This window comes from Antrihabitans auranticaus (genome assembly GCF_016481275.1).
Taxonomy (GTDB): domain Bacteria; phylum Actinomycetota; class Actinomycetes; order Mycobacteriales; family Mycobacteriaceae; genus Antrihabitans.
Window position 1 is genome coordinate 561,733 of sequence record NZ_JAEMNW010000004.1, and the last position, 22,303, is coordinate 584,035.

Here is a 22,303-nt window from a genome sequence, read left to right on the forward strand (position 1 = left end):
CGATCGGCGAATTGTAATTGTGCACAAGCCGCGCGGGGCCGGTTGACGGACTGCCTAATGACATCTCGTATTTGTGCTGGAAGAGTCGCTGAGCATGAACAAAGGTGTTCGGCGTATTACGTTGCCGTTTAGGCGAAATGACAAGCGTTGGTCTGCGGCACTGCTCGTCGGCATCGTCGGATCGGCCGTTGTCCAGTCCTCGTTGGCGCCGGTTGCTGCCGCCGAACCGGTGAGCGTTGCAACCGATAGGCAAGAGCAGGCGATCTACGAACGCGACGGGATAGCCGTCTCGTACGTGAGTTTCGCGCTGCCGCTGCCGGCGAACGCACCGGCACATCCTGCGGCTTGTGACCGAACGGGTTTTCTTCGCTACCGCCCGGCCTCCGGACCCGGAGCATCGCGGGACGCGGACCACGTCGTCGTGCAGCAACAGGGTTTAGGTGGCGGTGCGGTGAACTCCGACGGCGTCGCGTTCAATACGGTTCGATCCGCGATGAGCCTCGGCACCGACATCGAGTTCTGGGCGCTGGCGCGACGTAGTGCGTGCCTCGACGAGATGGCGGGCTTCGACTTCGCATTGCAGTCGGGCAACTATCTGGATGCCGTCGACTACTACTTCAACGGCAAAGAGCTCGGTGGTCAGCGCTTCGCGGGCTTTCGGCAGTCGCAGGACCTGCAGATCCTCGACTGGATGGGCTTGGACCGCGTCGTCCGGGACCAGTACGAACTCATGTTGGCCGAGATGCCCGACCAGGGCGCGCGGCAACAGAAGTATGTGTGTACGGGAATTTCGCTGGGCGGATTGGTGACTGGGATGTTCGCCGACTGGGACTTCGACGGTAATCCCGCGACGCAGGGGGACGCGGGATTCAACCAGTGTGCGGCATTTGCCGCGCAGGACTCGATGGTCAGCTCGGACCCCGCCGCGATTCAGAACACCCCGTTGTTCAGGGAGATTACGGACGTGGTCGTCGGTGGGACGAACGGGGTCGTCCAGCCTGGTATTCGTGCCGGGGCGCTGCCGCGAATACTCGGCCCTGCTCCGGTGGTGGGAACGAAGGCGTTCCTGATCTACCGTCTCGCGGGCCTGGCCGCGCATTTGCAACCGGACGCGGAAAGTGAACTGCTGAAGCATCTTCCGCGCGACCTGATCATCGATACGACGTTGAATGCGCTGTTCGCGCCGACACTGAGTTCCTTCGTCACCGGTGGTGCGGACGGCTCGGGGAATATTCGCGACTTTCGGTTCACCAACGAGGCGCTGTTGGGTGCGTTGATCGACAACAACTCGGGCAACTTCGCGCTCATGCAACAGGGCATCGGAGCATTCGACGGCGGACCGGTGCAGGAGAAGTCGTTCCCGAATTCTGGTGAAGCGACGCAGATTCCGCTGCTCGGTACATATCTGCGTTTGAGTGCGGGACCGCAGAAACGCGTCGTACCGACAGACCGCAACGCCTTGTACAGTTGGCGAAACTACGACGAGGTGCAGGGCGCGTACTACACCGCGCCCAACCACGAGGTTGCCGACATTCGCGAGGTCGCTCGCCAACTCGGTACCGGCGCGCCGACCGCGTACTGGGAGACGTACTTCCCGTTGAAGGTCGTCGTGGACATCTTCGCCGGCTTCGGGGGCGCACGCAGCGGGGAGATGGACAATCTGCGGTATGCCGGTATGAGCCGCACCAAACCGAACTTCGTCGCGTTTGCCGGCGACGGATTCGTGCAGGCCAGCGCTGGCGCGCTGTTCCCACCGCCGCCGCTGACACAGGTGACAACGCTGCCGGGATACAACCACGTAGACACGATCGGTGCTGCGGCTGTACAGAACGACGGCCGCCCGGACTACAGCGGGCAGTATCTGGCTGAGTTCGTCAGTAGTCTGCGATGAGCCGATGGGGAACGCGCCCTGCAAGTCTGCGGCGCGGGACCGTCGCACTAGTTGTGGCGGTGATTGTCAGTTCTGTATTGGTCGGCCCCGCGATGCGCGCTGCGGTGGCAACACCGTCGCCGGTGGGGGTCCCGGATCAGGAGGTCGTGACTCACGTCATTGGTGATCCGCTGCTGGGAGACGACGTCGAGGAGACCTACGTTCGACTGCACTACCCGAGCCCCTTCGCGACCATGGCTCAGCCGGCCGAATGCGACTGGATCTCGTTCCTGCGCTACCGCTCGACGAGTGGGCCGCGGGACAGCGCTGACGCGGATGCGATTCTGACGATGCAACCGGGAACCTATTCAGGCGCTGCGAACCTGAATATTCAAGCGCCGCAGGTTGTCCGAAAGGCTGCGGCGCAGGGCAAGTATGTGGAGTACATCTCGCTGGACCGACGCGCGAACTGCGCTGAAGACCGAACCGGTTGGCGAGCGGCGCATGATGCAGGCGATTATCGGGTGGCCGCCGACTACTACTTTCATGGCAAGGAAATCGACGGCAAGTCGTACAAATACCAAACCCCAACGGATCTGGCCTACCTGGGCGAATACGGTCTCGCGCTGACCCTGGACGATTGGCGCGCGGTTATCCAGCATCTGCTGCCCGACCCGGCCGATCACGAGAAGATGTTCTGCGGTGGCCATTCGCTGGGCGCATTTCTCGTCGGTCCGATGATGGCGTGGGACTTCGACGGCATGCGAGAGACCGAGGCCGACGCGGGGTTCAATTTGTGCGGCGGTGGGGGCGTTCCGCTGGACGGTGTTGCGATGACGGATCCGGCCGGCTTCGCGGGGACCGGTCTCGTCGACCAATTCCTCACCGCTGCAGGAACCGTCGCACAGAATGCGGTGAACTATCTGCTCACCAACGGACTCGCGGTTGCACAGTTGCCGGTCATCTCGGCGGCAGAAGTCATGAACGTCTACCAATTGGCAGGCATGGCAGCGGCGCAGGACCCTAGCGGCGAAAGTGACTTGGCCACCGTTGTGCCGGGCGATCTGCGGACCGAACCATGGATGCGTACGTTCTACGGACGCGACTACCTCGACATCGTCACCGGCGCCAATCTGCCTCGTGATTTTCGGGTGACGAACACGACTGCGCTGGCGATGCTGTTCGACCAGAACTCTGCGGAGTACGTGCTGCAGGCGGGTATGGGGTTCTACGACTGCCCGGTGCAGGGCAAGACATATCCCATTCCGAACGGGCTTGCGTCGGTGCCGATCCTCGGGCCCACGTTGTTCGTCATTCCTTTGCGAGTCGGCTTTGGCCAGAATTACACGCCCGCTGACCATTCCACGTTGTGCGGCTGGAGAAATTACGATTCTGTCGCAGAATCGAGCATCGACGGTCCCGACCTCGGGCACGGTCCGCCGACCGACCAGGATCATGAGGTCACCGACGTGCGGCAGTTCGCCCGCGCGATGAACCCAGGCGGACAGCCGACCGATTTCTTCGAGCAGTACACCCCGCTTCGGCTGTTGACCGACATGGTGTTTGCGCTCGGTTTCGGCCGTGGAGGTGAGTTGAGTCATCTCGAGTATCGGTCGGGCGGAGTCCTCGACTTCCTGCTACACCTAGGCCGTTGGCAAAGCACGCCGGCGGGACAGCGCAATCTCACGTTGTTATCGGGTGATTCGCCGGTGCAGAACACCGGATACGGCGGGTTGTTGCCCTATAACGCGAAATTCGTTCCGGGATATCGGCATTACGACATCGTGACCGCCGCCGAGCGGCAGAACAGTGGTATGCCAGAGCTCGCAAGTACCTACGTTGCGGCGTTCATCACCAAACCCGCGAACTGAGCGCGGAACCGTGTCTCGGCGAGACAGCTGACCCAGAGCACGACACAGAGTGCTCCGGGATCCCGGTCGAGTGCAGAGGTTGGCGATCGTCCGGACAGCCGATCCCGAGATGATCATCGATCCGAGCGGACGCAGTGCCACGGTGTGGACATTGCAGGTGGCGCATCGAACGCTTCGACGGTTTGAAATCTTCGGCTTCGAAGCCGCCGAGGCGATCGCCTGCGTACTTGATGTGCAAGGTCTCCATCATCGGGTCGACGATGCCGCTGAGTAGATCCTCGCGCCCTTCGACGTAGCGATAAAGTGCCATGGCTTCCACTCCGCATGTTGCGCCGAGTCGACGCATATTCAGGTGTTAGAGTCCGGCGCCGTCGAACAGTTCGATTGCGGTGTCGAGAATTATGTTCCTACTGACGCGCTGCTTGCCGGCGTCCGCCGTGAACCGGGCGGTGTCCCCAGAGCACTTGTTCCGGCGAAATCGGCGGATTGCCGCTATCCCCGAAGAGAGCCCACAATCGGATCGATTCGTCGGGAGTCATGTCCACGGCTCGACGCAGAATCAGGTTCCCCATACGTTCGACAATGCATGTCCGGTCCGCACCCGCCATGGTGGGGATATTCGCGAGGAGGTCGTCCAGTTGGGCGCGAATCGATCGCACCAGGTCGACAGGCTGCGGCCCAGGCCCCGGCTGCGTCACGTGGGGGTCACGGGCTGGGTTGCGGCAAGTTGCAATCGGTAACTCTGGGATTGATGCCGAGATAGTTCAGCGGTCCGGCGACGATGGTGACGAGGATCGTGCTCGTCGTTGCGCAGTTCGCTGTGGCGTCGGTGAAGTATCCGCGCTGCCCGCAAGCGATCGCGCCGATCAGTAGCCAGATGACGATCAGCGCCGGCACCCAGCGTGTTGCCCCGCCGCGTGACGCCATTCCGCGCCGACCGGCGCCCATTCGCACATCCCGCCTGCGTCCGAATCCGATTTCACGTATTCCTATACGCATCACACGCCTCCTGCCGCTCTGACGTGGGTGTGACGACAAATTCTTCGGTGCATCCAGTCATGGGTTGTCACTGATGATTCGAGACCGAGTAGGTGTCCGCGCAGCGTCGGTACCTGTAGTCCTACGTCGTAGACCTCAAGTAGACGCCGGGTACCTGGTGGTGTCAATGGTGTAGGTCTACGATGTTGACATACACCGTAGGCGAGGCCTGTCGACGGTGCTCGAGGGAAGTCAGGTGTCCACTCATGACCGGATCACCGGACCCTCCTGCGATGCCCACCACGAACTTTCGGCACTGTGCTGCCGGAATCGCCTGGAGCCTCGCATTCGCCTATCTTGCGGTCGAGATTGTCACCGCTTACGCCTGGAAGTCCGACTACAGCTTTCGGCACGACACGATCAGTGATCTCGGTGTCACCGCGTGCACGCCACACATGTGCTCGCCCCTGCATCTGCTGATGAACGCAACGTTCGTCGCCTTGGGTCTGCTGACGATCATGGGTGCGGTCCTGTTTCGCGGAGCAATCCCGCACGGGTACCGGCGATGGTGGATCGTGTCGCTCGCCGTTCTCACCGGATTGAGCACTGCTGCGACCGGTCTGGTTCCCTCTAACGACGGTATCGTCGTCCACCTGCTCGCAGTGCTGCCCGCATTCGTGTCTCGGCACCTGGTGCTGATTCTTGTTGCGGTGTGGTTGTGGAAGTCGCGGCGAATCGTCGCCGTGTGGTCGGCGCTGTGTGCGATAAGCGGCTTGGTCGGGACGGTACTTCTGGTGGGTTCCGTTGTGCAGATCGGAATCAGCGAGCGACTCGTGCTGTACCCGTTGCCGGCTTTCATGGCCGTGACCGGCGCTGCTGTTCTGTCGACTTCGCTGACGAACGCTGTTGCGCGAAGACGGACCCGACACTCGATCGTCGGCGTTGTCGCACGGCACGCACCGATACCGCGGCCGACGTCACCATCTGTGCTGCTGTAAGCGCTCCAGAAGAGTGGGTACGTCGACGAACGCGAATCGCACCGCCGAGTCGCTGCAGCCATAGGGGAGGACCAGCGTGTCGTTGTGGATCATCGATCCGCACGAGTAGACGACGTTGGGCACATAGCCGTCGCGCTCGTCATCGGCGGGCGTTAGCAGCGGCTCGCGAAGCGATCCGATAACTACGGTCGGATCGTCGAGATCCAAGAGAATCGCCCCGTTACCGTAGGTGCGCACCGGTCCCACACCGTGCGTGAGAACTAGCCACCCGTTTGCCGTTTCGATAGGCGCTCCGCAGTTGCCGAGCTGGATCAGTTCCCAGGGTTGCGTGGGGCGGTAGATGGTTGTTGCTTCACTCCAGATTCGCGAGTCGGTCGAGCTGGCGACGCTGACGTTCTCGCGCACTGACGAAACCGCGATCAACATCGCCAGAATGGGAGGACGAACCTGCGCTTCCCGACAGAAAATTCGCAGTTTCGTTCCCCCGAGTGGGCGTCTAGTGCCAGGCTCCAAAAATGATGGATCGGAGACAGTTTCTGGTGCTGTCAGCGGTGGGCGCTGCCGCCGGTGTGGCGACCGCCTGCTCGACGAACAAGCCGGAGGCGGCCGCCAGGGCCGTCGAGGTCAGCCTGAACCCCGCTGAAACCGAGATCGATCTCGGCGGCGTTTCGGTTCGTACGTGGGCCTTCGACGGACAGGTTCCCGCCAGGGAGATCCGGATCCGGAAGGGGCCGACGCTGCGGGCGCCCGTGACAAACAAACTGCCGCAGGAAACGACCGTCCATTGGCACGGACTGGCGGTGCCCAACGCCATGGACGGTGTCCCAGTGCTGACACAGCCGGCGATCGCTCCCGGCCAGAGTTTCACCTATGAATTCGTCGCGCCCGATACGGGAACCTATTACCTGCACTCATACGTCGGCACGCAATTGGATCGTGGCCTGTATGGGCCGGTGATCATCGAGGACCCGAACGAGCGGGTCGACTACGACGATGAACTCGTGTTGGTGCTCGATGACTGGATCGACGGAACCGGTACGAATCCGGATCAGGTGCTCGAGAAGTTGAAGAAGGATGGCATGAAGCCGATGTCGGACATGTCCGGCACGGGTGTCACCGCCACCACGCCGCTCGGCGCGGACGGGGGAGACGTCACTTACCCGTACTTCCTGATCAACGGAAGGGTGTCGACCGACCCGCAGGTCAAGGATTACCGTGCGGGTCAACGGATCCGGCTGCGCATCATCAATGCCGGCGCCGACAGCGCATTCCGCATCGCAGTGCCGGGTACCCCACTGAACGTCACCCATACCGACGGGTTCCCGGTCATTCCGCAAACCACAGACTCGGTCATCTTGGGCATGGGCGAACGGGTGGACGTCACGATCACGATCGGGTCGTCGGTGCCGGTGGTCGCAGCACCGGAGGGTAAGGACGGGTACGCGCAACTGAACCTGCGGGTCGACGGCGCGCCCGCGGCGGTGAACGTGAACGACTTCGTCGCGACGTTGCGGGCAACGCCCGTTCTGAACACCGCGCAGCTTGTCGCCGCACCGGAAGTTCAACTATCCCAGCGCAATCCAGATCTCACCCTCGATCTGCGGCTTGCGGGTCCGGTCAACGGTTACACCTGGCCGATCAACGGCAAGCTCTACGATCCGCCGAACGACGGGCTGGCGGTAGAGGGGGGAAAGCGGGTGCGGCTACGTTATGTGAGCGAGTCAAAGATGTTCCATCCCATGCACCTGCACGGCCACACATTTCAGGTGGTGCATCCAAATGGGCCGGGGCCCCGCAAGGACACGGTTCTCGTTCCGCCGCTGGACACCGTCGAGGTCGACTTCGACACGAACAACCCGGGTAAGTGGATAACACACTGTCACAACGACTATCACCTGAACGCCGGCATGGCGACCTTTGTCTACTACTCCTGATCCGGTGATGGGGTGGACGACCGGCCGCGTCCGTGTTCATGGTGCCCTGCGTCGGGATGTCGACCACGGGAAGGAGCTATTCAGCGCTGGCCGCCGTCGACCGGTTTACTGGACGTGCAGGGCGGTGCCGCGCAACGCGGATCCGAGCAGCAGCATCTGCATGAAGTCCGGGTTATCCCCGACGACGGCGGTCACGGCCGCGGGCCCGACGTAGGAGGCGGCAGGGATAACGCCTGGGCCCCCAGTCGACGCCGGAGTGGTGACACCGGGAACCTCGAACCCGGGCGGGAGTGAGATTCCCGGTATCTGCGGCATTCCCCGTACGCCGGGCAGTGGCGGAAAAGCGATTACCGGGGCTTGGCCGGCCGAGCCGAGCCGTCGCGGCCACAGCTGGGGAGGCAGGAAGCCGGGATCGGCAATTGTCGGCGCGGTGGCGCAGTTCGGTCCGGTCAGTGTTCCGTAGCGCGGGCAGTCGGCCTGGGTGTAGGGCTGGAACGGTGTGAACGAGGCTTGAATGGTCAGTTCGATGTAGTCGCGGGGGCGTCCCGGTCCGGGCCTGATGGCGTGGTTGACGCCCTGCAGGGCCGTGAGCAGGTTCGGCAGGGACTCGGCGAGGGCCTGTCGATCCGCGCTGAGCGCGCCCAAGAGTGTCGCGCCGTTGCCGACCAAAGTCTTGCCAACCTCTGGGTTTCGGGCGATCAGGGTGTTGAGTGCATCGAGGGTGAGGCCGCCGTTGAACAGCGCTGCGTGAAACTGTGCCTGTTTGGTGAGCAATGTCTGTGCGGTGACGACTGCGGCGTCGAGCACGTCGAGCAGTTCCGGCGCTGATTCGTTGAGGGCGCCGATGCCCGCGCTCAGATTGCTCAGCAGGTCTTGGCCTGTGGGGGTGCCGGTGTCGATTGCGGTCAACAGTCGATCCAGACGTTCCAGCGACGACCCCGCGACCCGGAATTTGGGGTCGAACGCGTCCCGAAGTGCCGAGAAGACGGCGCCGAGTTTCGCAGGATCCATCTCCGTGAGGACGGTCCTGATGGTGGTGAGCGAGGTTTGCAGGGTGATCGAGGTCTTGCTGGTGTCTTCGTAGATTTCGTCGCCCGGCGACAGGGTGTCGGGTGCGGGACCGTTGTCGATCAGTTCGATCGCCATCACCGCGAAGATGTTGCTGGGCACCACCCGGACGGTGACTGTGGTGGGGATGTCGTCTGCGTAGTCGGGATTGAGCTCGAGGTGGACGTGCTGCAGTTCCCCTTTGGCTGCGATGTCGACGCTGTCGACGTCACCGACACGGATGCCGCGGTATTTGACGTCGGCGTGCGGGGCAAGGCCGTCGCCGGTGGACTTCATGACTGCTCGGATGTCCACGGTCTCTGTGAAATAGCCGGTGTAGCGGACGAGGAGGACGCTGAATGCGAACGCGACGATCGTGAAGAAGGCGATGCCGGCGAGGATCAGTTGCCGCATCGTGGGACCGCGTCCGCTCGGATCGATGATCATCCCGTGACCAACTGCCCGGAGTGTCTCGAACGCCGTGCCCCGAACGGTATCCAGGAACACGGCGCGCCGTGCGCATGGTCAGCTGTCTCGCCCCGTTGCGATCGCTGCGGCATCGAACTCCTCGATTCTGGCGTGCACCCGTCGGTTGCACCGGCGAGATTCGTAACAGTGTGCGCACACGCACGCCCATTTGTCCATTGCAAACTGTGCCAGTCAACACTGGCGGTAAGAACCGATTCGAGTGTCAGGGGGAGCGGGCGGTCGGCGGGGATTATGACGAAACTAGTTGTGGTGGAATCACTTACAAGGTGCTGTAGCGCGAGTCGGCTTCGATCAGGCAAGGGTATCGCCGGTTGCTCGTCTGGGCGACGTTGTTGCCTTTCACGGTCCAGTGGCGCCGAGTTCGGCGATTCGCGCAACGCGCACTGTGGCAGGCTCGGATACGTGGCGAAAGAGGTGGAGCATACCGACGGACGGCCGCTACATCGTGGTCGACGGTCGTCGATGGCGTGCGACAGATCCCGATATCCCAGCTGACCGCAACGCTGACCTGCGATCGATCCTGATGGCGTGGCGCCGGGAGGTGCGACGTACCGACGGCGCGGCTGCCGCTCGCGCGGGTGTTCAGGCGGCGAAAGTTGCTCTGGGAGAGCGAGGTACGCCGTGGTGGGAGCAGTCGGGCGATGAACGGCGTGCTCGCTGGGAGGCCGATGTTCCCCGCCCGGATGCTGGTGATTCGCAGTAACACGCGCGTCCCTCGGGGCGGCAGTGGAACCTCGACATGGACCGACAAACTCAGCTGATGCTCTGGTGATCCGACGCGATGAGAGCAACAACTCGCGCCTCATCGCGGGGGTACGGGCCGCCGATGTATTTCGTCGCGATCCGGTCGATGATCGCCCAGCCTGCGTCGCCGTCGATCCAGTCGACGACCTTGCCGCGAATGATCACCGGAGCAAACGGGTTATCGGGCCGGGTCAGTGAAATTGCTACTCGCGGATCTCGCCGCAAGTTGCGGGCCTTCTGCGAGCTCGGTCCGGTGAGGATCACGATGTGATCGCCCTCCGTGCCGACCCAGACTGGAACGGAATGCGGTGCACCGTCGGGAAGGATGGTCGCAAAGTGGGCGAGCGGGGTGCCGTCGAGAATTCGGCGGATTTCGGGGTCGAGGATCATCGCTGCACCGCGTAGTGGAGGTGGGTGACACCCGGAGCTGGGACGGCCTCGACGAGGCGAAGGTGGACATGTTCAGGCAATGACTGGAAGAAGGGCCGACCACCACCGAGCAGGACGGGTACTTGATGCAGGATCACTTCGTCGACGAGTCCTGCCTGCAGCGCCGCGGTGAGGACACCACCGCCCATGAGGCCGATATCCTTGCCGCCGGCCACCTCGCGAGCTGCGGCAATCGCGTCCTCGATGCCGGTGGTGACGAGGGTCTGTCGTTCGCTGATCTCCGGTGCGGATCGATTGCTCAGAACCACCAACTGCGCCTTCGGATGCGGGCTGCCGCCGCCGAAATGGTCGGAGTCGTCATAGGTGTTTCGGCCGGCGACGATGGCACCCGATCGCGCCGCCGCAATGTCGAACACTCTGGCGCTCGGCTCGCTCAGCCTGAACCCGTCGAATACTTGGCTGGGTGTGTCGCCGTCGAAGTACCAGTCGAACAGCATTCCCCCGTCGCCGAGGCCTTGTCCGGGACTGGGATTTCGACCGGTGATGTACCCGTCGACCGAGACCGAGTGTGCGCTGAAAACTTTGTTCATTGCCGCAAGCCTTTCGAAGTTTCTTGAGGAGACTCCATAACCGTAGCAAGCGAAGTTCCCTTAGGGAACCCCAAATGCTAGACTCGTTCCATGCAACGCACGAACTTCCGCGACATGGCCTGCTCTATCGCACGCACCCTCGACGTCATCGGTGAACCGTGGTCACCCTTGATTCTGCGTGACGTCTGGGCTGGGATCGCCAGGTTCGACGAGATCCAGGCCGACCTCGGTATCTCTCGCAAGGTGTTGACCGAGAGGTTGAATCACCTTGTCCAGCAAGGGATTCTGGACCGCCGACCGTACGACCGGCGGCCACGATACGAGTACGTTCTGACGCGGCAGGGCACCGAGCTGCTCGACATGCTCATGGCTATGGCGAACTGGGGCGACCGTTGGCTTGCCGGCGAGGCCGGGCCGCCCGTGCTCTACCGTCATCACGCCTGCGGCGAGATCGGCAGGATCGACCTACGTTGCAGCCACTGCGGTGAGCCGATGCACGGGGACGAAGTCGATCTACTGCCAGGCCCAGGCGCTGCCCAGCGCGAGTAATCCGCATGAGCACTTCCTGGCCGCGTGGGAAGTGCAGCAGTAGTCGCGCGGTATGGACAGCCTGGCGTAAACCCGCGCAACTTCTCGAGCGCTGCGGCGATCTGAACATCCGAGCTGAGTATTGCGCTGTCGTGTTGCCGCCAGTATTCTCGTTACTAATACGAATTAGTAGCCAACGGCAGTACGGGGTCCCGATGATCGACAACGAGGTCGGCCGCGTGCCTGCCGCACTCAAAATGCCTGTCACACTCGGCGACGAATCTGGGCGGAGTCGATGATGCGCAGATGGAGCGCGGTCGTCGCCCCGGTCCTGCTGTTCGGGCTACTCGGCGCGGGCCAGGCGACGGCCCAGGACTCTCCGCAGTGCCTGCCCCGAACCTCGGATCCGGTGGCGCAACTCGTCCCGGTTTCGGCTGCTCCGGTGAGTTCGCGGACCACGCTCTATACATTTCGGTCGGCGGCTGTGGGCGGCATACTGCCGGATGGGCTCGTCCGGGTCCGCGTCACGCTGCCCATCGGGTATGGGAATGGAACCGCCGCTTATCCCGTCCTGGTGCACCTGCACGGAGCCAACAACTCGCCCATCACCTGGCCTGCCGCCGAGGTCGAGCAAGTTGTCGGGAACACGCCGGTGATCGTCGTGCAGCCCGACGGCGGCCCGGTCGGCTTCTACACGGACTGGTACGGCACGCCGCGTAGTGGGTCGGATGCTGTCAACGGGCCGATACCGTTCCCGCCGCCGGCGTGGGAGACCTTCCACATACGCGAAGTGCTGCCCTGGGTCGACGCGACCTTCCGTACGACTGGGCATCGCGCGGTCGCGGGCAGTTCGATGGGCGGGTTCGGGGCAATGTCCTACGCGGCCCGAAACCCCGGAGTTTTCGACGCAGCGGCTTCCCTGTCGGGAGCATTGAATATCAACGGCCTGTCCTCGACGGTGCCGATGCTTCTCGACATTGTCGATCCGTGCATCTGGGGTGATCCGACGATGCAGGCTGCGAATTGGGATGCACACAACCCGACGGCACTGGCTGACCGACTACGCGGTACGTCGCTGTATGTCACAGCCGGCGATGGCCTCCCCGGCGTGCACGACGACGTGAGCACGGTGGTGCGGTCCGGAGCGCAAGAGATGCTGATCAGGCAAGTCACGGACGACTTCGTCGCAGCACTGAACCGGAACGGCGTGCCAGTCACCACCGAGTTTCATCACGGCACTCACCCCGGACCCAACGATCGCAACCGCTTCTACGATTACGACGCGTTGACGGCGTACCTACCGCAGGCAATGAGGGCGATGGAAGGCACAGCCTGACGGCGGACCTGTCACTGAACCGCAATACGCGTCACGGAGCCGCGATCGCTCAATGGCCTTGCGGATCGGTCAGTTCCAGGCCTTCCCGAGACTTGACCCGGCGGTGCGCGAGCACCATGATGAGGACCCCCGCTCCCAAACACAGCGCACACACTCCCGCGCTGAGCAGCGCCCACCCAGCGAAGCCGTAACCAGCGGACGTCAGCGAGACTCCGAGTGCGGCCATGCCAATGGCTACCAGAACCAATCCTGGCCAGTTCCTGGAGTCCTCGAGCGATTCCCCAGCGTGCGCCCGAGTGGTGCGGTCGTCGTCGGGTACCTCGGTGGACCGATCTATTTCTTGCATAGCGACTCCTTCGACGAGCACGAACTCGAATACGTGCGGTGTCGGTGCCCGGGTGGCTCAGTATTTTCTCGGTCCGTGCTGGAGCGAATGATCAGTCGATGCAAGACTTTCCCGCTCCGCCGCACCTGTAGTCCATCGCGTCCAAAAGGGGGATACCCGATAAAACGATGCACAAACGCTGCAACCGGTGTCGCATCTCGTCGCGCGCGGCGACCAACGTTGCCGAGTCGACGTAACTTCGGCAGGGTGGAGCTATGAGCGAAAACGCAAAGGTCACTGTTGAACGCACCATCGCGGCACCCGTCGACGCCGTTTTCGACGTCCTCTCGAATCCTGAGCGGCACCAGGCACTCGACGGCTCGGGGTTCATACGGGGGGTGGACCACGCCGACCGGATCCAGAAAGTCGGCGACGTGTTCACGATGAATATGCAAGGCGATCACATGGGCGGCGAGTACAAAACCGACAACCATGTTTCCGGGTTTGCGAAGGATAAGTTGCTGGCCTGGAAAACCGCGCCGGCAGGTACTCAGCCTCCTGGGTGGGAGTGGTTGTGGGAGTTGGAGTCTCAGGGGCCCAATGAAACGCTGGTTCGGCACACGTACGACTGGTCGAAGGTGACCGACAAGCAGCTGCTCGAGAAAGTGAAGTTTCCGCTCGTCACCAAGGATCAGCTGACCGATTCGCTCGGCCGGCTTGCCGCCGCAACTGCCTCCTGATCGAGCGTGTCTGGGGCGGGTCAACCGATTGGAAGTTGGCCCGACCCAGGTCGGCAGTCCCACGCCGTCGAAGTCGGGTGGAGTCAGATGACTCGTCGGTACCGAATGTGAGTTGCCAGGGGAGAGTGAAGCACCTCGGCGGGTTCGAAGCCGAACGAATCGACCCCATCGAAGGTGCGTTCGCCGGAACCGAGTAGCACGGGCGCGATGTCGAGGGTGAGCTCATCGATCACACCGGCGGTCAACGCCTGCCGAACAGTCGATGCCCCACCTGCGATGTCCACGCCCTTGTCGCCCGCCGCCTCGCGCGCCGCTGAATAGGCGGCCGCGAAGCCGTCGGTGATGAAATGAAATGTCGTTCCCCCGTCCATCTGAATCGGGTCGCGGCCGTGATGGGTCAGCACGAAAACCGGTGCGTGATAAGGCGGTTCGGCGCCCCACCAGCCAGACCAGTCTTCGTCCCAATCCCCGCGGATCGGTCCGAACATGTTCCGCCCCATCACATACGCACCCCGGGGGCGCATGAGCCAGTCGTTCGCGATCCTGTCGGCGTCGTTTGCCCGCGGGTCGCCGATGTGCCAGCCGTGTAGCTCCCGCCCCCGCTTGCCCAGGCCCTCCTCCCGGCTCTGATCCGGACCGGCGACGAAGCCGTCCAGCGAGATCGACATGTGGCAGGTGGTGTCCGACATCATGGCCTCCAAGTTGTTGCGACGTGGAACCGGGCGTCCCGCCGATCAGAGAATCGTCGACCGGTTCGACCAGTTCTACAGCGAGTGCGCGCACACCGCCCCACCGCGGTCTGCCCAGGTATGCCCCGCGTCTGCCTGTTTACATTGTAAACGCGTACGGCTAGGCTAGGTGAATATCGTCTAGGTGAGAATCGCCGCGCTTTCGGGAGCCGCCGCCGCACACCCTGTGCCCCTCACCGACCCCATGGGGACCCTGCGTGATCGGCGCCGAACGCGAGGCGCAGATGTCGCGTCGCCGCCGAAGAGCATTTTGGGATCCCTCATAGGTCCCATGAAGGAGCAACCGATGTCGGTACGGATCGGGCGCGTCAGCGCCAACTCGCTGGATGTGATTGCGCTGCAGGGAGATCTGGACCTGGAGTCTTGCCCGGAAGTGCTGAAAAAGGTTGGAGACCGTGCACTCGCGGGGCGGCACCTGAAGATCGATTTGTCCGGCGTAGATCTGTTCGGTGCCGCAGCAATGGCATTGGTTCAGACTTTGCACGATCAAGCTGTTGCCGCGGGCGGGTCGTGCTGCTTGGTGGCGGTTCCGCCGCGAATCATTCGAGTGATGGCGATCGTGGGGTTCGAGGACATAGTTCCGGTCCGAAACGGGCCCAACGAATCTCCGGAGCCGGCTGTGGACGAGTCGGTTGCCTGAAAAGTGACGTAGTCTCGAGCGGTGGCGCTCCGAACAACCGATGGCAGCGAACGCTTTGTGCGTGGATCGGTGCGGCGCGAACCGAGGGCGGGGGACCGATTGTGAGCCGCGGGGCAGTCGAGGACGACAACAGCGATGCGAGCGCGCAGGGTGCGGAGCGTCGCGCGGGCGCGTTGAGTCGCCGCGTAATTCTCGACGCTGCAACTGAAATGATCGACCAGCAGGGTGTGCAGCAGTTGACGATGCGCCGCCTCGGTACATGGTGCGGGGTCGAGGCGATGGCGCTCTACCGGTACGTGTCGGGGCGCGAGGACCTACTTACGGGGGTCGTCGACAATATTATCGACACCCTCTACGAGGATCAGCTTGCCAGCCGGGAATCCGAAGACGGTGGATGGCAAGACTATTTGCAGCGGGTTGCGCACGGGGTCCGTCGCATCGCGCTCGATCACCCACAGCTGTTTCCAGCGATAGCAACGCGTCCGCCTGAAGCGCCATGGGTTCGTCCGCCATTGCGCAGCCTGAAGTGGATGGAAACCTTTCTTGCGACCCTGCGTGGCTTCGGATTCGAGCGTGAAGCCGCCGTTGCCGTCTACCGGTCGTTCACGACATTCCTGCTGGGGCAGTTGCTGCTCGAGGTCGCCGCTCTCGGCGCACCGTTGAGTCCGGCTCAGGATGCGATCGACGGCGGCGCTCCGGCACCGCTGGATCTTCGCAAATATCCGAATCTGCTCGAACTGGCGCCGATGCTTGCCGAGGATCACTCGCTCGCGGAATTCGAAGAATCGCTGGAAGATCTGCTCGATCGTATTGAATCGAACTTTCCCGCGCCGTAGCGAGCTCGGCGCATTGTGGAGCGGTGCGGATTTGCGGCGACGCCGGTCGATTCATCGGGTCGAGGTAACGAATTCTTGTTGATCTCGAGTTCGCGACGGCCCGATCGTGCCGATCCGCGCGATCAGTTGGGCCAGGTCGTAGTCGAAATCTGCGCTCGCGTTGTCGCGGCTCAGGATCAATTGCAATCGCTCGAGCTGTGCATACCCGTCGAGACCGACGTTGTCGGTGGCTGCGTCTTCGGCAGTGACCTCGAACAGCAACTGGCCGAGCAGGAATGTGCTGAAGGAGCGGTAGGTCGTGGCCGCAGACTCGTCGTCGAAATGGAACGAAACGAGTGTGTCGAGGAAGGTGTCCAGCCACCGGAGGCTCCGTAGCGGCGGACGAATCCAGGGCGCCCTCGGCGGACGCGTCGCAATCAACGGAAACACCTGTGGGTGTTCGAGTGCGACGTCTCGGACTTCGCCGGCCACGCGGACCAGGAAATCCTGCCAGCTGTCATCGGAGTCGCGGTCGTGAAGGTGTGTGGCGTGAAGAGTGTCCATCATCCGGTCGACGATGCCGTTGAGTAGATCGTCGCGGCCTTCGACGTAGCGGTAGAGCGCCATTGCCTCGACACCGCACGCTGCGCCGAGTCGGCGCATGTTCAGTCTCTGGAGTCCGGCTCGGTCGACCAATTCGATTGCGGTGTCGAGAATTATGTTTCGACTGAGGCGCTGTCTGTGCCGCGCTGTGTCTCCCACGGGTACCTCTTCATCACTGGTGTTACTTATCGGCTACCCAGTCGGTGGTTGTGCCAATCAGGCGAGCTGATCGACCTGCGGGCCGTGTCTGTTTGCTTTACGGCTGCGCGGGCACCCGGACTGTAGGCGACCGCAGCATCCGGAGGTTTCGGTGGCCAAGGCTTCGCAGATTCAAAAACGTGCCTGCGAAGCCGTCTTCACGTCGGACAGCGCGACCGCAGCGCAGCTGTCGAACAGTCCCTGAACGTTCGAGACGTGAGCTACGTCGCGATCTGCACGCAAACGGTTTCTCGCGCTGTCCGGTCGGGTATCTGAGTGACCGTAAGTACCTCTAACGGAAGGATCAGTTGATGACTGACTCGAACAGTGGACCGGCCGAAGCCGTCAAGGGCGTTGTCGAAGGCGTCAAGGGCAAGGTCAAGGAAGCTGTCGGTGCCGTCACCGGTCAAGACGACCTGACCCGAGAGGGCCAAGCGCAGCAAGACAAGGCCGAGAACCAGCGCGAGGCTGCAAAGAAAGAAGCCGAAGCCGAGAGTGCGCGCGCTGCTGCAAAGGTTGACGAAGAACGGCAACGCGCAAACCAGTAAACAGAGATTCGACAGGCAGCACTAAGCCTGGCACGACGGAGGAGCGTCCCACTCGGGGCGCTCCTCCGTCGGCATTCACGACAACACTTGGGCGGAAGAATCATCCCGAGCGCAACTCGCGTCGAGGCATCCGTCTACGGATAGTGTCTGGTGATGCTCCGCTCACTTTCTGTCAGGGTGCGCACGCTGTTCGTCGTTGTCTTGGCTGCACTGCTCATGTTGTCGCTCGCGGCATGCGGGAGCGATGGAGGATCCGGCTCGTCGACGACGGACCTGTGTGCGCCGCCAGGCGTCGGCGCATCGTCGGCAGTACCAACGAATCTCGATTCGGCTGCCGCGCAAGCGGGCGAAGATCGATACACGACACCGAACACAAAGCCCATCGGTGACATCGATGTCACGAAACTCGGCTTGATCACTCCCGGAAAGATCAGCGTCGGAACCCTTTCCGATGCGCCGCCGAGCATTTGCGTCAACTCGTCCGGGGTGTTCACGGGGTATGACAATGAGTTATTGAAGGCTGTCGCCGCAAAGCTTGGTCTCGAAATCGAGTTCTCCGGAACAGAATTCGCTGGGTTGCTTTCGCAGGTTGCGACGCGCCGGTTCGACGTCGGCTCCTCGTCGATCACCACCACCGACGAGCGGCGGAAGACGGTCGGCTTCACCAACGGCTACGACTTCGGCTACTTCTCGCTCGTGGCGCCCTCGGGGAGCGCGATCAAGGGGTTCGGCGATCTGAACCCGGACACGAGGATCGGCGTTGTGCAGGGGACTGTGCAGGACGACTATGTCGTCAACACGCTGAAGCTGGATCCAGTCAAGTTCCCTGATTACAACACTGCCTACGCGAATTTGAAGACAGGCCAAATCGACGCGTGGGTAGCGCCGTCTCAGCAAGCCGAAGGGGCTATTCAAGCCGGCGATCCAGCGTCGATCGTGCAGAACACATTCAGCCTCAACAACTTTGTCGGATGGGCTGTCGCAAAAGACAATCCGGCGCTCGTCGATGCGTTGAACTCCGCACTCGACGCTGTGATCGAGGACGGTACATGGGCGAAGCTCTACTCAGATTGGGTGCCGCGTGAACTGCCCGAGGGCTGGAAGCCGGGGAGCAAGGCAACGGCACTTCCGGATCTGCCCGATTTCGCTGCGCTCGCCGCGGAGCAGCAGCAGGGTGCTGAAGCCGAAGCGCCCGCAGCGCGGAAGGGCACGTTCGAGCAACTCGGCGATACCTTCTTCGATTGGGAGCTGTATCGCAAGGCGATCCCAGACCTGTTCAAAACAGGACTTCCCAACACGCTGATTCTGGCGTTGGTATCAGGGGTCCTGGGATCGGTGCTCGGTATGGCACTTGCGGTGGCGGGGATCTCGCGGACGCGCTGGCTGCGGTGGCCGGCACGGATTTACACCGATATCTTCCGCGGACTGCCGGCCGTCGTGATCATCTTGATCATCGGACTCGGTTTCGGACCTGTCGTCGGTGGGCTCACCGGCAACAACCCCTATTGGCTCGGGGCGGTTGCCCTGGCGCTTCTGGCCGCCGCCTACATCGGCGAAATCTTTCGATCGGGCATCCAGAGCGTCGAGCCCGGCCAACTGGAAGCGGCGCGCGCAATCGGTTTCAGCTACCGGCAGTCGATGAGCCTGGTCGTGATTCCGCAAGGTATCCGGCGCGTATTGCCCGCGTTGATGAACCAGTTCATCTCGCTGATCAAGGATTCGTCGCTCATCTACTTCCTCGGACTCCTTGCGTCGCAACGCGAACTGTTCGCCGTCGGGCGAGACCTCAACGCCCAGACGGGTAACCTCTCGCCGCTAGTTGCAGCGGGGTTGTTCTATCTCGCATTGACGATCCCGTTGACGCACCTGGTGAACTACATCGACAAACGGCTGCGGACCGGAAAGAAAGACACATCGGGCACCCTGGATCCGCTCGAACAGGCCATCGTCGTGGAGAGGGGATAGGCGGTGAGTACACAGGCGGTGGCCACTCAGAACGCACCGGTGTCGTTGACCGGTACGAACATTCATCTCTCGTTCGGCACCAACAAGGTGTTGCGGGGGGTCGACATCCACGTCGACGCAGGCAAGACGACAACAGTGATCGGACCATCGGGGTCGGGTAAGTCGACACTGCTGCGTGCGCTGAATCGATTGCACGAGCCAGAGCAGGGCGACATCCTGATCGACGGAAAGTCTGTACTGAAGGACAATCCAGACAAGCTGCGCCAGCGCATTGGAATGGTGTTCCAGCAATTCAACTTGTTTCCGCACAAGACGGTCGCTGAGAACGTCGCACTCGGCCCGCGGAAATTGCTGGGGCTCAGCAAGGACGCCGCGCGTGCGCTGGCGGTAGAACAACTCGAGGCAGTCGGTCTTGGCGCTAAGTCGGATTCGCGGCCGGGAAATCTTTCCGGTGGGCAGCAGCAGCGCGTGGCGATTGCGCGCGCCCTCGCGATGAAGCCGGAGATCATCTTCTTCGACGAGGCGACCTCTGCGCTGGATCCCGAACTCGTGAAGGGCGTCCTGTCATTGATGGCGGACCTCGCATCCGGGGGGATGTCGATGATCGTCGTGACCCACGAAATGGGTTTCGCGCGGTCGGTGTCCGACACCGTGGTCTTCATGGATCACGGGCAGGTCGTCGAGGCCGGTTCCCCGTCAGCGCTTTTCGAGAACGCCGAGACGGACCGGTTGCGCCAATTCCTCGCCCAGGTGTTGTGACAGCGGACCCGGACGGCGAGGACGCGACCACGCCGTGGGGTCAGAGTTCGCGACTGAAGATCACGCGTTCCAACCCGGGACCGTCGTAGTCCGGAATCGGTTCGCTGACCGAAAAACCGACGCTGCGATGGAATGCGATCGACACCTCGTTGAGCGGTGACGTGATGGCGCGGACTGTCGTGCAACCGGCGCCCCGCGCCGCGGCGAAGAATTGGTTGTACAGGTCGTGCGCAAGTCCGGCACGTCGGTGTTCTGGTGCGACGCCGGTGAAATGGATGTACGCGTGGTCCGGCACCGAGGGCGAATGGAATCCCACGACGAACCCGGCGAGCGCTCCTCCCGGTTCTTCGGCGATCAGGCTCGTCGCGAAGAAATGGTCGAGGAACAACCGTTGCACCATGTGCGCGACAGGCCAGCCCCACCATTCGTCGATAACGGCATTGATCCGTTCGAAATCGGCGGGCTGCGCCTGCCGGATCGTGATCGCGCTCATCCGTCGATCGTAAACACCACTGCCGCACGGCAGTGTGCAAAGCAGCTCAGTAGAGCACCTCGTAGGTGAGGTGGGTGGCGCGGTTGCCGCGCCGGATCGTGGGGTTCTCCAGCCGCACCGGCTTTGTGGTGAGGTTGGCGAAGTATGGCTTGCCGGAGCCGAGGAGGTACGGCACGAGATCGACGGTGATCACATCGAGCAGGCCGGCGTCGAGTGCTTGCTGGGCGATGGTCGTGCTCGCGATGACGACGTCTCTGTCGCCTGCGATCTCCTTGGCTTTTGCGATCGCTGCCTCGATGCCGTCGGTGACGAATGTGAACGGCGCGTCCGGATGCGGCCATTCCTCGGCGGTCGGCACGTTGTGGGTGACCACGACCACGGGAACGCCGATCGGATGGGAGCCTCCCCAGCCATTGGTCAGGTCGAAGAGCGCGCGCCCGGTGACGAGCGCGCCGATCCCGGCCATCACGTTAGTCATGTGCTCGGCGTCCTCGGCGGACTGCTTGAAGTCGACGTCTGCGTTGGCAGTCTCTGTGACTACCGGACCGGCCGTGTACCACTCGAAGAGTTGCTCGACGCTGCCGTCGGCGTCCTCGATGAATCCATCCAACGACATCGACATGTTGGAGAACACGCGTCCCATCATCTGATCCTCTCGTAGGCGATCGCTCTTTTGCGATCTTCACCTATGGGTCGGAGGCGGCAGGAGAACTTCGACATGGACCGATCCGGTGTGCCGGCCGTCAGTGAAGTCGACTGAAAGTTCTCTACAGGGGGAGCCCGTGATCGCACGCCACCGGAATCGCATCGTCGGGGCTCAGCGCGTTCAGCACCATTTGCAGAGTTGCCGGATCGTAGGCAATGCCGAGGTGGCCGACGTTGTCAGCTGGGCAGACGCTCTGCACGGTCTGATTGATCACGTTGGGTGCGGGTGGCAAGAATCCGACCGTGTACGGGGTGATCACTTCGTCTGTGACGCTGATGATGTTGTGGTAGAGCACATTCGGCGCGGTCGGCGGGTAAGTGGCCGGATCGTTCAGCTCGTCGCATGCGGGGCATCCGATGGACAGAAGGGGCTGCACCGCAGGGACGGCGTTTTGCAGGTACTCGATGTCGTCGAAAGCCGTCACTCCCGAGTTGGCCGCCGCCAGTCCGATCACCCGATGTACAGTCGCCGGGTTGCGGTCGGTATAGATGCGCTGGACCGTACCGCCTTGGGAGTGTCCGATCAGGTCCACTCGGCTCGCGCCGGTCCAGGTGCGGACCTGATTAACGAAGGTTTCGAGCTGGTCGGCCGACGTGAAGAGGCTGTCGACTGCACCGCTACCGAGACTTAACGGCGTGCGGCCGTAGGTCATCGAGAAAACGCAGTAGCCGTTGTTGGCGAGTGTCGGGGCAAGGGCAGCCCAGTTCGCGTTTTGATTCAGCGCTGTCCCATGCACAAGGACCACGGGGGTGGGATGAGTCGCACTGCGGCAGTTCGGCCGATTTGCGCCGGGCGGCGGTACATCGGGTTGGCTGATTCCGGTTGCGACAGACAGTAGAGCGTCGGTCGTAACCGGGAACTCGGCGGCGTGCGCCGACGGCGCCATCGCCATGGCTACGGAAACAACCGCCGCAAACGCCCCCGCAATGTGGTGTGGCTTCACGATGAATCCTTCCATGGGCTGATGACCGAACCGTACTGCGGCGG

General features: G+C 62.6%; 24 protein-coding genes and 1 pseudogene. 14 read left to right on the plus strand and 11 right to left on the minus strand.

All coding sequences use genetic code 11. The features are described 5' to 3' along the window. Window positions 1–94 precede the first annotated feature (94 nt). The 3 genes from JGU72_RS20695 (at window position 95) to JGU72_RS20705 (ending at window position 4,015) form a co-directional block, all read left to right on the plus strand. Window positions 95–1,891 (plus strand): hypothetical protein, encoded by a 1,797-nt coding sequence (locus tag JGU72_RS20695; protein ID WP_233532714.1) that lies wholly within the window; start codon window positions 95–97, stop codon window positions 1,889–1,891. A 146-nt stretch (window positions 1,892–2,037) separates the two neighbouring features. Continuing rightward, complete coding sequence (locus JGU72_RS20700; protein WP_199685927.1) at window positions 2,038–3,741, plus strand: hypothetical protein; 1,704 nt, start codon at window positions 2,038–2,040, stop codon at window positions 3,739–3,741. A gap of 79 nt (window positions 3,742–3,820) precedes the next feature. After that, the gene (locus JGU72_RS20705; protein WP_199685928.1) at window positions 3,821–4,015 is read left to right on the plus strand and encodes a hypothetical protein; all 195 of its coding nucleotides are present in this window, start codon (window positions 3,821–3,823) and stop codon (window positions 4,013–4,015) included. Between the two features lie 431 nt (window positions 4,016–4,446). On the opposite strand, the gene JGU72_RS20710 is transcribed toward JGU72_RS20705, so the two are convergent. Next, on the minus strand, window positions 4,447–4,668 hold the full coding sequence (locus JGU72_RS20710; RefSeq protein WP_199686117.1) for a hypothetical protein: 222 nt from the start codon (window positions 4,666–4,668) through the stop codon (window positions 4,447–4,449). Window positions 4,669–5,012: 344 nt separating this feature from the next. Between JGU72_RS20710 and JGU72_RS20715 the strand changes: the two genes are divergently transcribed. Then, window positions 5,013–5,717 (plus strand): DUF998 domain-containing protein, encoded by a 705-nt coding sequence (locus JGU72_RS20715; RefSeq protein ID WP_199685929.1) that lies wholly within the window; start codon window positions 5,013–5,015, stop codon window positions 5,715–5,717. On the opposite strand, the gene JGU72_RS20720 is transcribed toward JGU72_RS20715, so the two are convergent. Further along, entirely contained in the window at window positions 5,697–6,143 is a 447-nt protein-coding gene (locus JGU72_RS20720; protein ID WP_199685930.1) for a glycoside hydrolase family 130 protein, read from the minus strand. The two genes, JGU72_RS20715 and JGU72_RS20720, sit on opposite strands and share 21 nt — an antisense overlap. Window positions 6,144–6,232: 89 nt before the next feature. Here JGU72_RS20720 and JGU72_RS20725 point away from each other — a divergent pair, with 89 nt between their 5' ends. Further along, entirely contained in the window at window positions 6,233–7,651 is a 1,419-nt protein-coding gene (locus JGU72_RS20725; RefSeq protein WP_199685931.1) for a multicopper oxidase family protein, read from the plus strand. A gap of 105 nt (window positions 7,652–7,756) precedes the next feature. Here JGU72_RS20725 and JGU72_RS20730 read toward each other — a convergent pair whose 3' ends face one another. After that, the gene (locus tag JGU72_RS20730; RefSeq protein ID WP_199685932.1) at window positions 7,757–9,145 is read right to left on the minus strand and encodes an MlaD family protein; all 1,389 of its coding nucleotides are present in this window, start codon (window positions 9,143–9,145) and stop codon (window positions 7,757–7,759) included. Between the two features lie 444 nt (window positions 9,146–9,589). Here JGU72_RS20730 and JGU72_RS30790 point away from each other — a divergent pair. Continuing rightward, window positions 9,590–9,890, plus strand: a pseudogene (locus JGU72_RS30790) (hypothetical protein). Between the two features lie 50 nt (window positions 9,891–9,940). On the opposite strand, the gene JGU72_RS20735 reads toward JGU72_RS30790, so the two are convergent. Together JGU72_RS20735 and JGU72_RS20740 are read right to left on the minus strand one after the other, a co-directional pair. Continuing rightward, window positions 9,941–10,321: a PPOX class F420-dependent oxidoreductase gene (locus tag JGU72_RS20735; protein ID WP_233532715.1), complete on the minus strand. Its 381-nt coding sequence runs from the start codon at window positions 10,319–10,321 to the stop codon at window positions 9,941–9,943. Then, a complete protein-coding gene (locus JGU72_RS20740) occupies window positions 10,318–10,911 on the minus strand; it encodes a dihydrofolate reductase family protein (protein ID WP_199685933.1) in 594 nt (197 codons plus the stop codon). Before JGU72_RS20740 ends, JGU72_RS20735 begins: the two co-directional genes overlap by 4 nt. A 90-nt stretch (window positions 10,912–11,001) precedes the next feature. On the opposite strand from JGU72_RS20740, the gene JGU72_RS20745 reads away from it, so the two are divergent. Both JGU72_RS20745 and JGU72_RS20750 read left to right on the plus strand, forming a co-directional pair. After that, window positions 11,002–11,460 (plus strand): winged helix-turn-helix transcriptional regulator, encoded by a 459-nt coding sequence (locus tag JGU72_RS20745; protein ID WP_199685934.1) that lies wholly within the window; start codon window positions 11,002–11,004, stop codon window positions 11,458–11,460. Between the two features lie 274 nt (window positions 11,461–11,734). Then, window positions 11,735–12,775 (plus strand): alpha/beta hydrolase, encoded by a 1,041-nt coding sequence (locus tag JGU72_RS20750; RefSeq protein ID WP_233532716.1) that lies wholly within the window; start codon window positions 11,735–11,737, stop codon window positions 12,773–12,775. Between the two features lie 49 nt (window positions 12,776–12,824). On the opposite strand, the gene JGU72_RS20755 is transcribed toward JGU72_RS20750, so the two are convergent. Continuing rightward, the gene (locus JGU72_RS20755) at window positions 12,825–13,121 is read right to left on the minus strand and encodes a hypothetical protein (protein ID WP_199685936.1); all 297 of its coding nucleotides are present in this window, start codon (window positions 13,119–13,121) and stop codon (window positions 12,825–12,827) included. Window positions 13,122–13,375: 254 nt separating this feature from the next. Between JGU72_RS20755 and JGU72_RS20760 the strand changes: the two genes are divergently transcribed. Beyond that, a complete protein-coding gene (locus JGU72_RS20760; RefSeq protein ID WP_199685937.1) occupies window positions 13,376–13,840 on the plus strand; it encodes an SRPBCC family protein in 465 nt (154 codons plus the stop codon). Window positions 13,841–13,923: 83 nt separating this feature from the next. Here JGU72_RS20760 and JGU72_RS20765 read toward each other — a convergent pair whose 3' ends face one another. After that, the gene (locus JGU72_RS20765; RefSeq protein ID WP_199685938.1) at window positions 13,924–14,529 is read right to left on the minus strand and encodes a dihydrofolate reductase family protein; all 606 of its coding nucleotides are present in this window, start codon (window positions 14,527–14,529) and stop codon (window positions 13,924–13,926) included. 346 nt (window positions 14,530–14,875) lie between these two features. On the opposite strand from JGU72_RS20765, the gene JGU72_RS20770 reads away from it, so the two are divergent. Beyond that, window positions 14,876–15,229 carry an STAS domain-containing protein gene (locus JGU72_RS20770; RefSeq protein WP_199685939.1) on the plus strand — a complete coding sequence of 118 codons (354 nt, stop codon included), beginning with the start codon at window positions 14,876–14,878 and terminating at the stop codon, window positions 15,227–15,229. A 101-nt stretch (window positions 15,230–15,330) separates the two neighbouring features. Then, window positions 15,331–16,065 (plus strand): TetR/AcrR family transcriptional regulator, encoded by a 735-nt coding sequence (locus JGU72_RS20775; protein ID WP_307828528.1) that lies wholly within the window; start codon window positions 15,331–15,333, stop codon window positions 16,063–16,065. A 51-nt stretch (window positions 16,066–16,116) separates the two neighbouring features. Here the strand turns inward: JGU72_RS20775 and JGU72_RS20780 are convergent, their stop codons facing one another. Continuing rightward, window positions 16,117–16,836, minus strand: coding sequence for a TetR/AcrR family transcriptional regulator (locus JGU72_RS20780; protein ID WP_374101140.1), 720 nt, complete (start codon window positions 16,834–16,836; stop codon window positions 16,117–16,119). A gap of 320 nt (window positions 16,837–17,156) precedes the next feature. On the opposite strand from JGU72_RS20780, the gene mbp1 reads away from it, so the two are divergent. The 3 genes from mbp1 (at window position 17,157) to JGU72_RS20795 (ending at window position 20,117) form a co-directional block, all read left to right on the plus strand. Continuing rightward, on the plus strand, window positions 17,157–17,393 hold the full coding sequence (gene mbp1, locus JGU72_RS20785) for a microaggregate-binding protein 1 (protein ID WP_199685940.1): 237 nt from the start codon (window positions 17,157–17,159) through the stop codon (window positions 17,391–17,393). A 153-nt stretch (window positions 17,394–17,546) separates the two neighbouring features. Next, the gene (locus JGU72_RS20790; RefSeq protein WP_199685941.1) at window positions 17,547–19,358 is read left to right on the plus strand and encodes an ABC transporter substrate-binding protein/permease; all 1,812 of its coding nucleotides are present in this window, start codon (window positions 17,547–17,549) and stop codon (window positions 19,356–19,358) included. 3 nt (window positions 19,359–19,361) lie between these two features. Then, window positions 19,362–20,117, plus strand: a complete 756-nt coding sequence (locus JGU72_RS20795) for an amino acid ABC transporter ATP-binding protein (RefSeq protein WP_307828530.1) — start codon at window positions 19,362–19,364, stop codon at window positions 20,115–20,117. Between the two features lie 40 nt (window positions 20,118–20,157). Here the strand turns inward: JGU72_RS20795 and JGU72_RS20800 are convergent, their stop codons facing one another. From JGU72_RS20800 to JGU72_RS20810, 3 genes are all read right to left on the minus strand, one after another. Further along, window positions 20,158–20,601, minus strand: coding sequence for a GNAT family N-acetyltransferase (locus JGU72_RS20800; protein WP_374101141.1), 444 nt, complete (start codon window positions 20,599–20,601; stop codon window positions 20,158–20,160). A 55-nt stretch (window positions 20,602–20,656) separates the two neighbouring features. Next, a complete protein-coding gene (locus JGU72_RS20805) occupies window positions 20,657–21,253 on the minus strand; it encodes a dihydrofolate reductase family protein (protein ID WP_199685943.1) in 597 nt (198 codons plus the stop codon). Between the two features lie 124 nt (window positions 21,254–21,377). Then, complete coding sequence (locus tag JGU72_RS20810; protein WP_199685944.1) at window positions 21,378–22,259, minus strand: esterase/lipase family protein; 882 nt, start codon at window positions 22,257–22,259, stop codon at window positions 21,378–21,380. Between the last annotated feature and the right edge of the window lie 44 nt (window positions 22,260–22,303).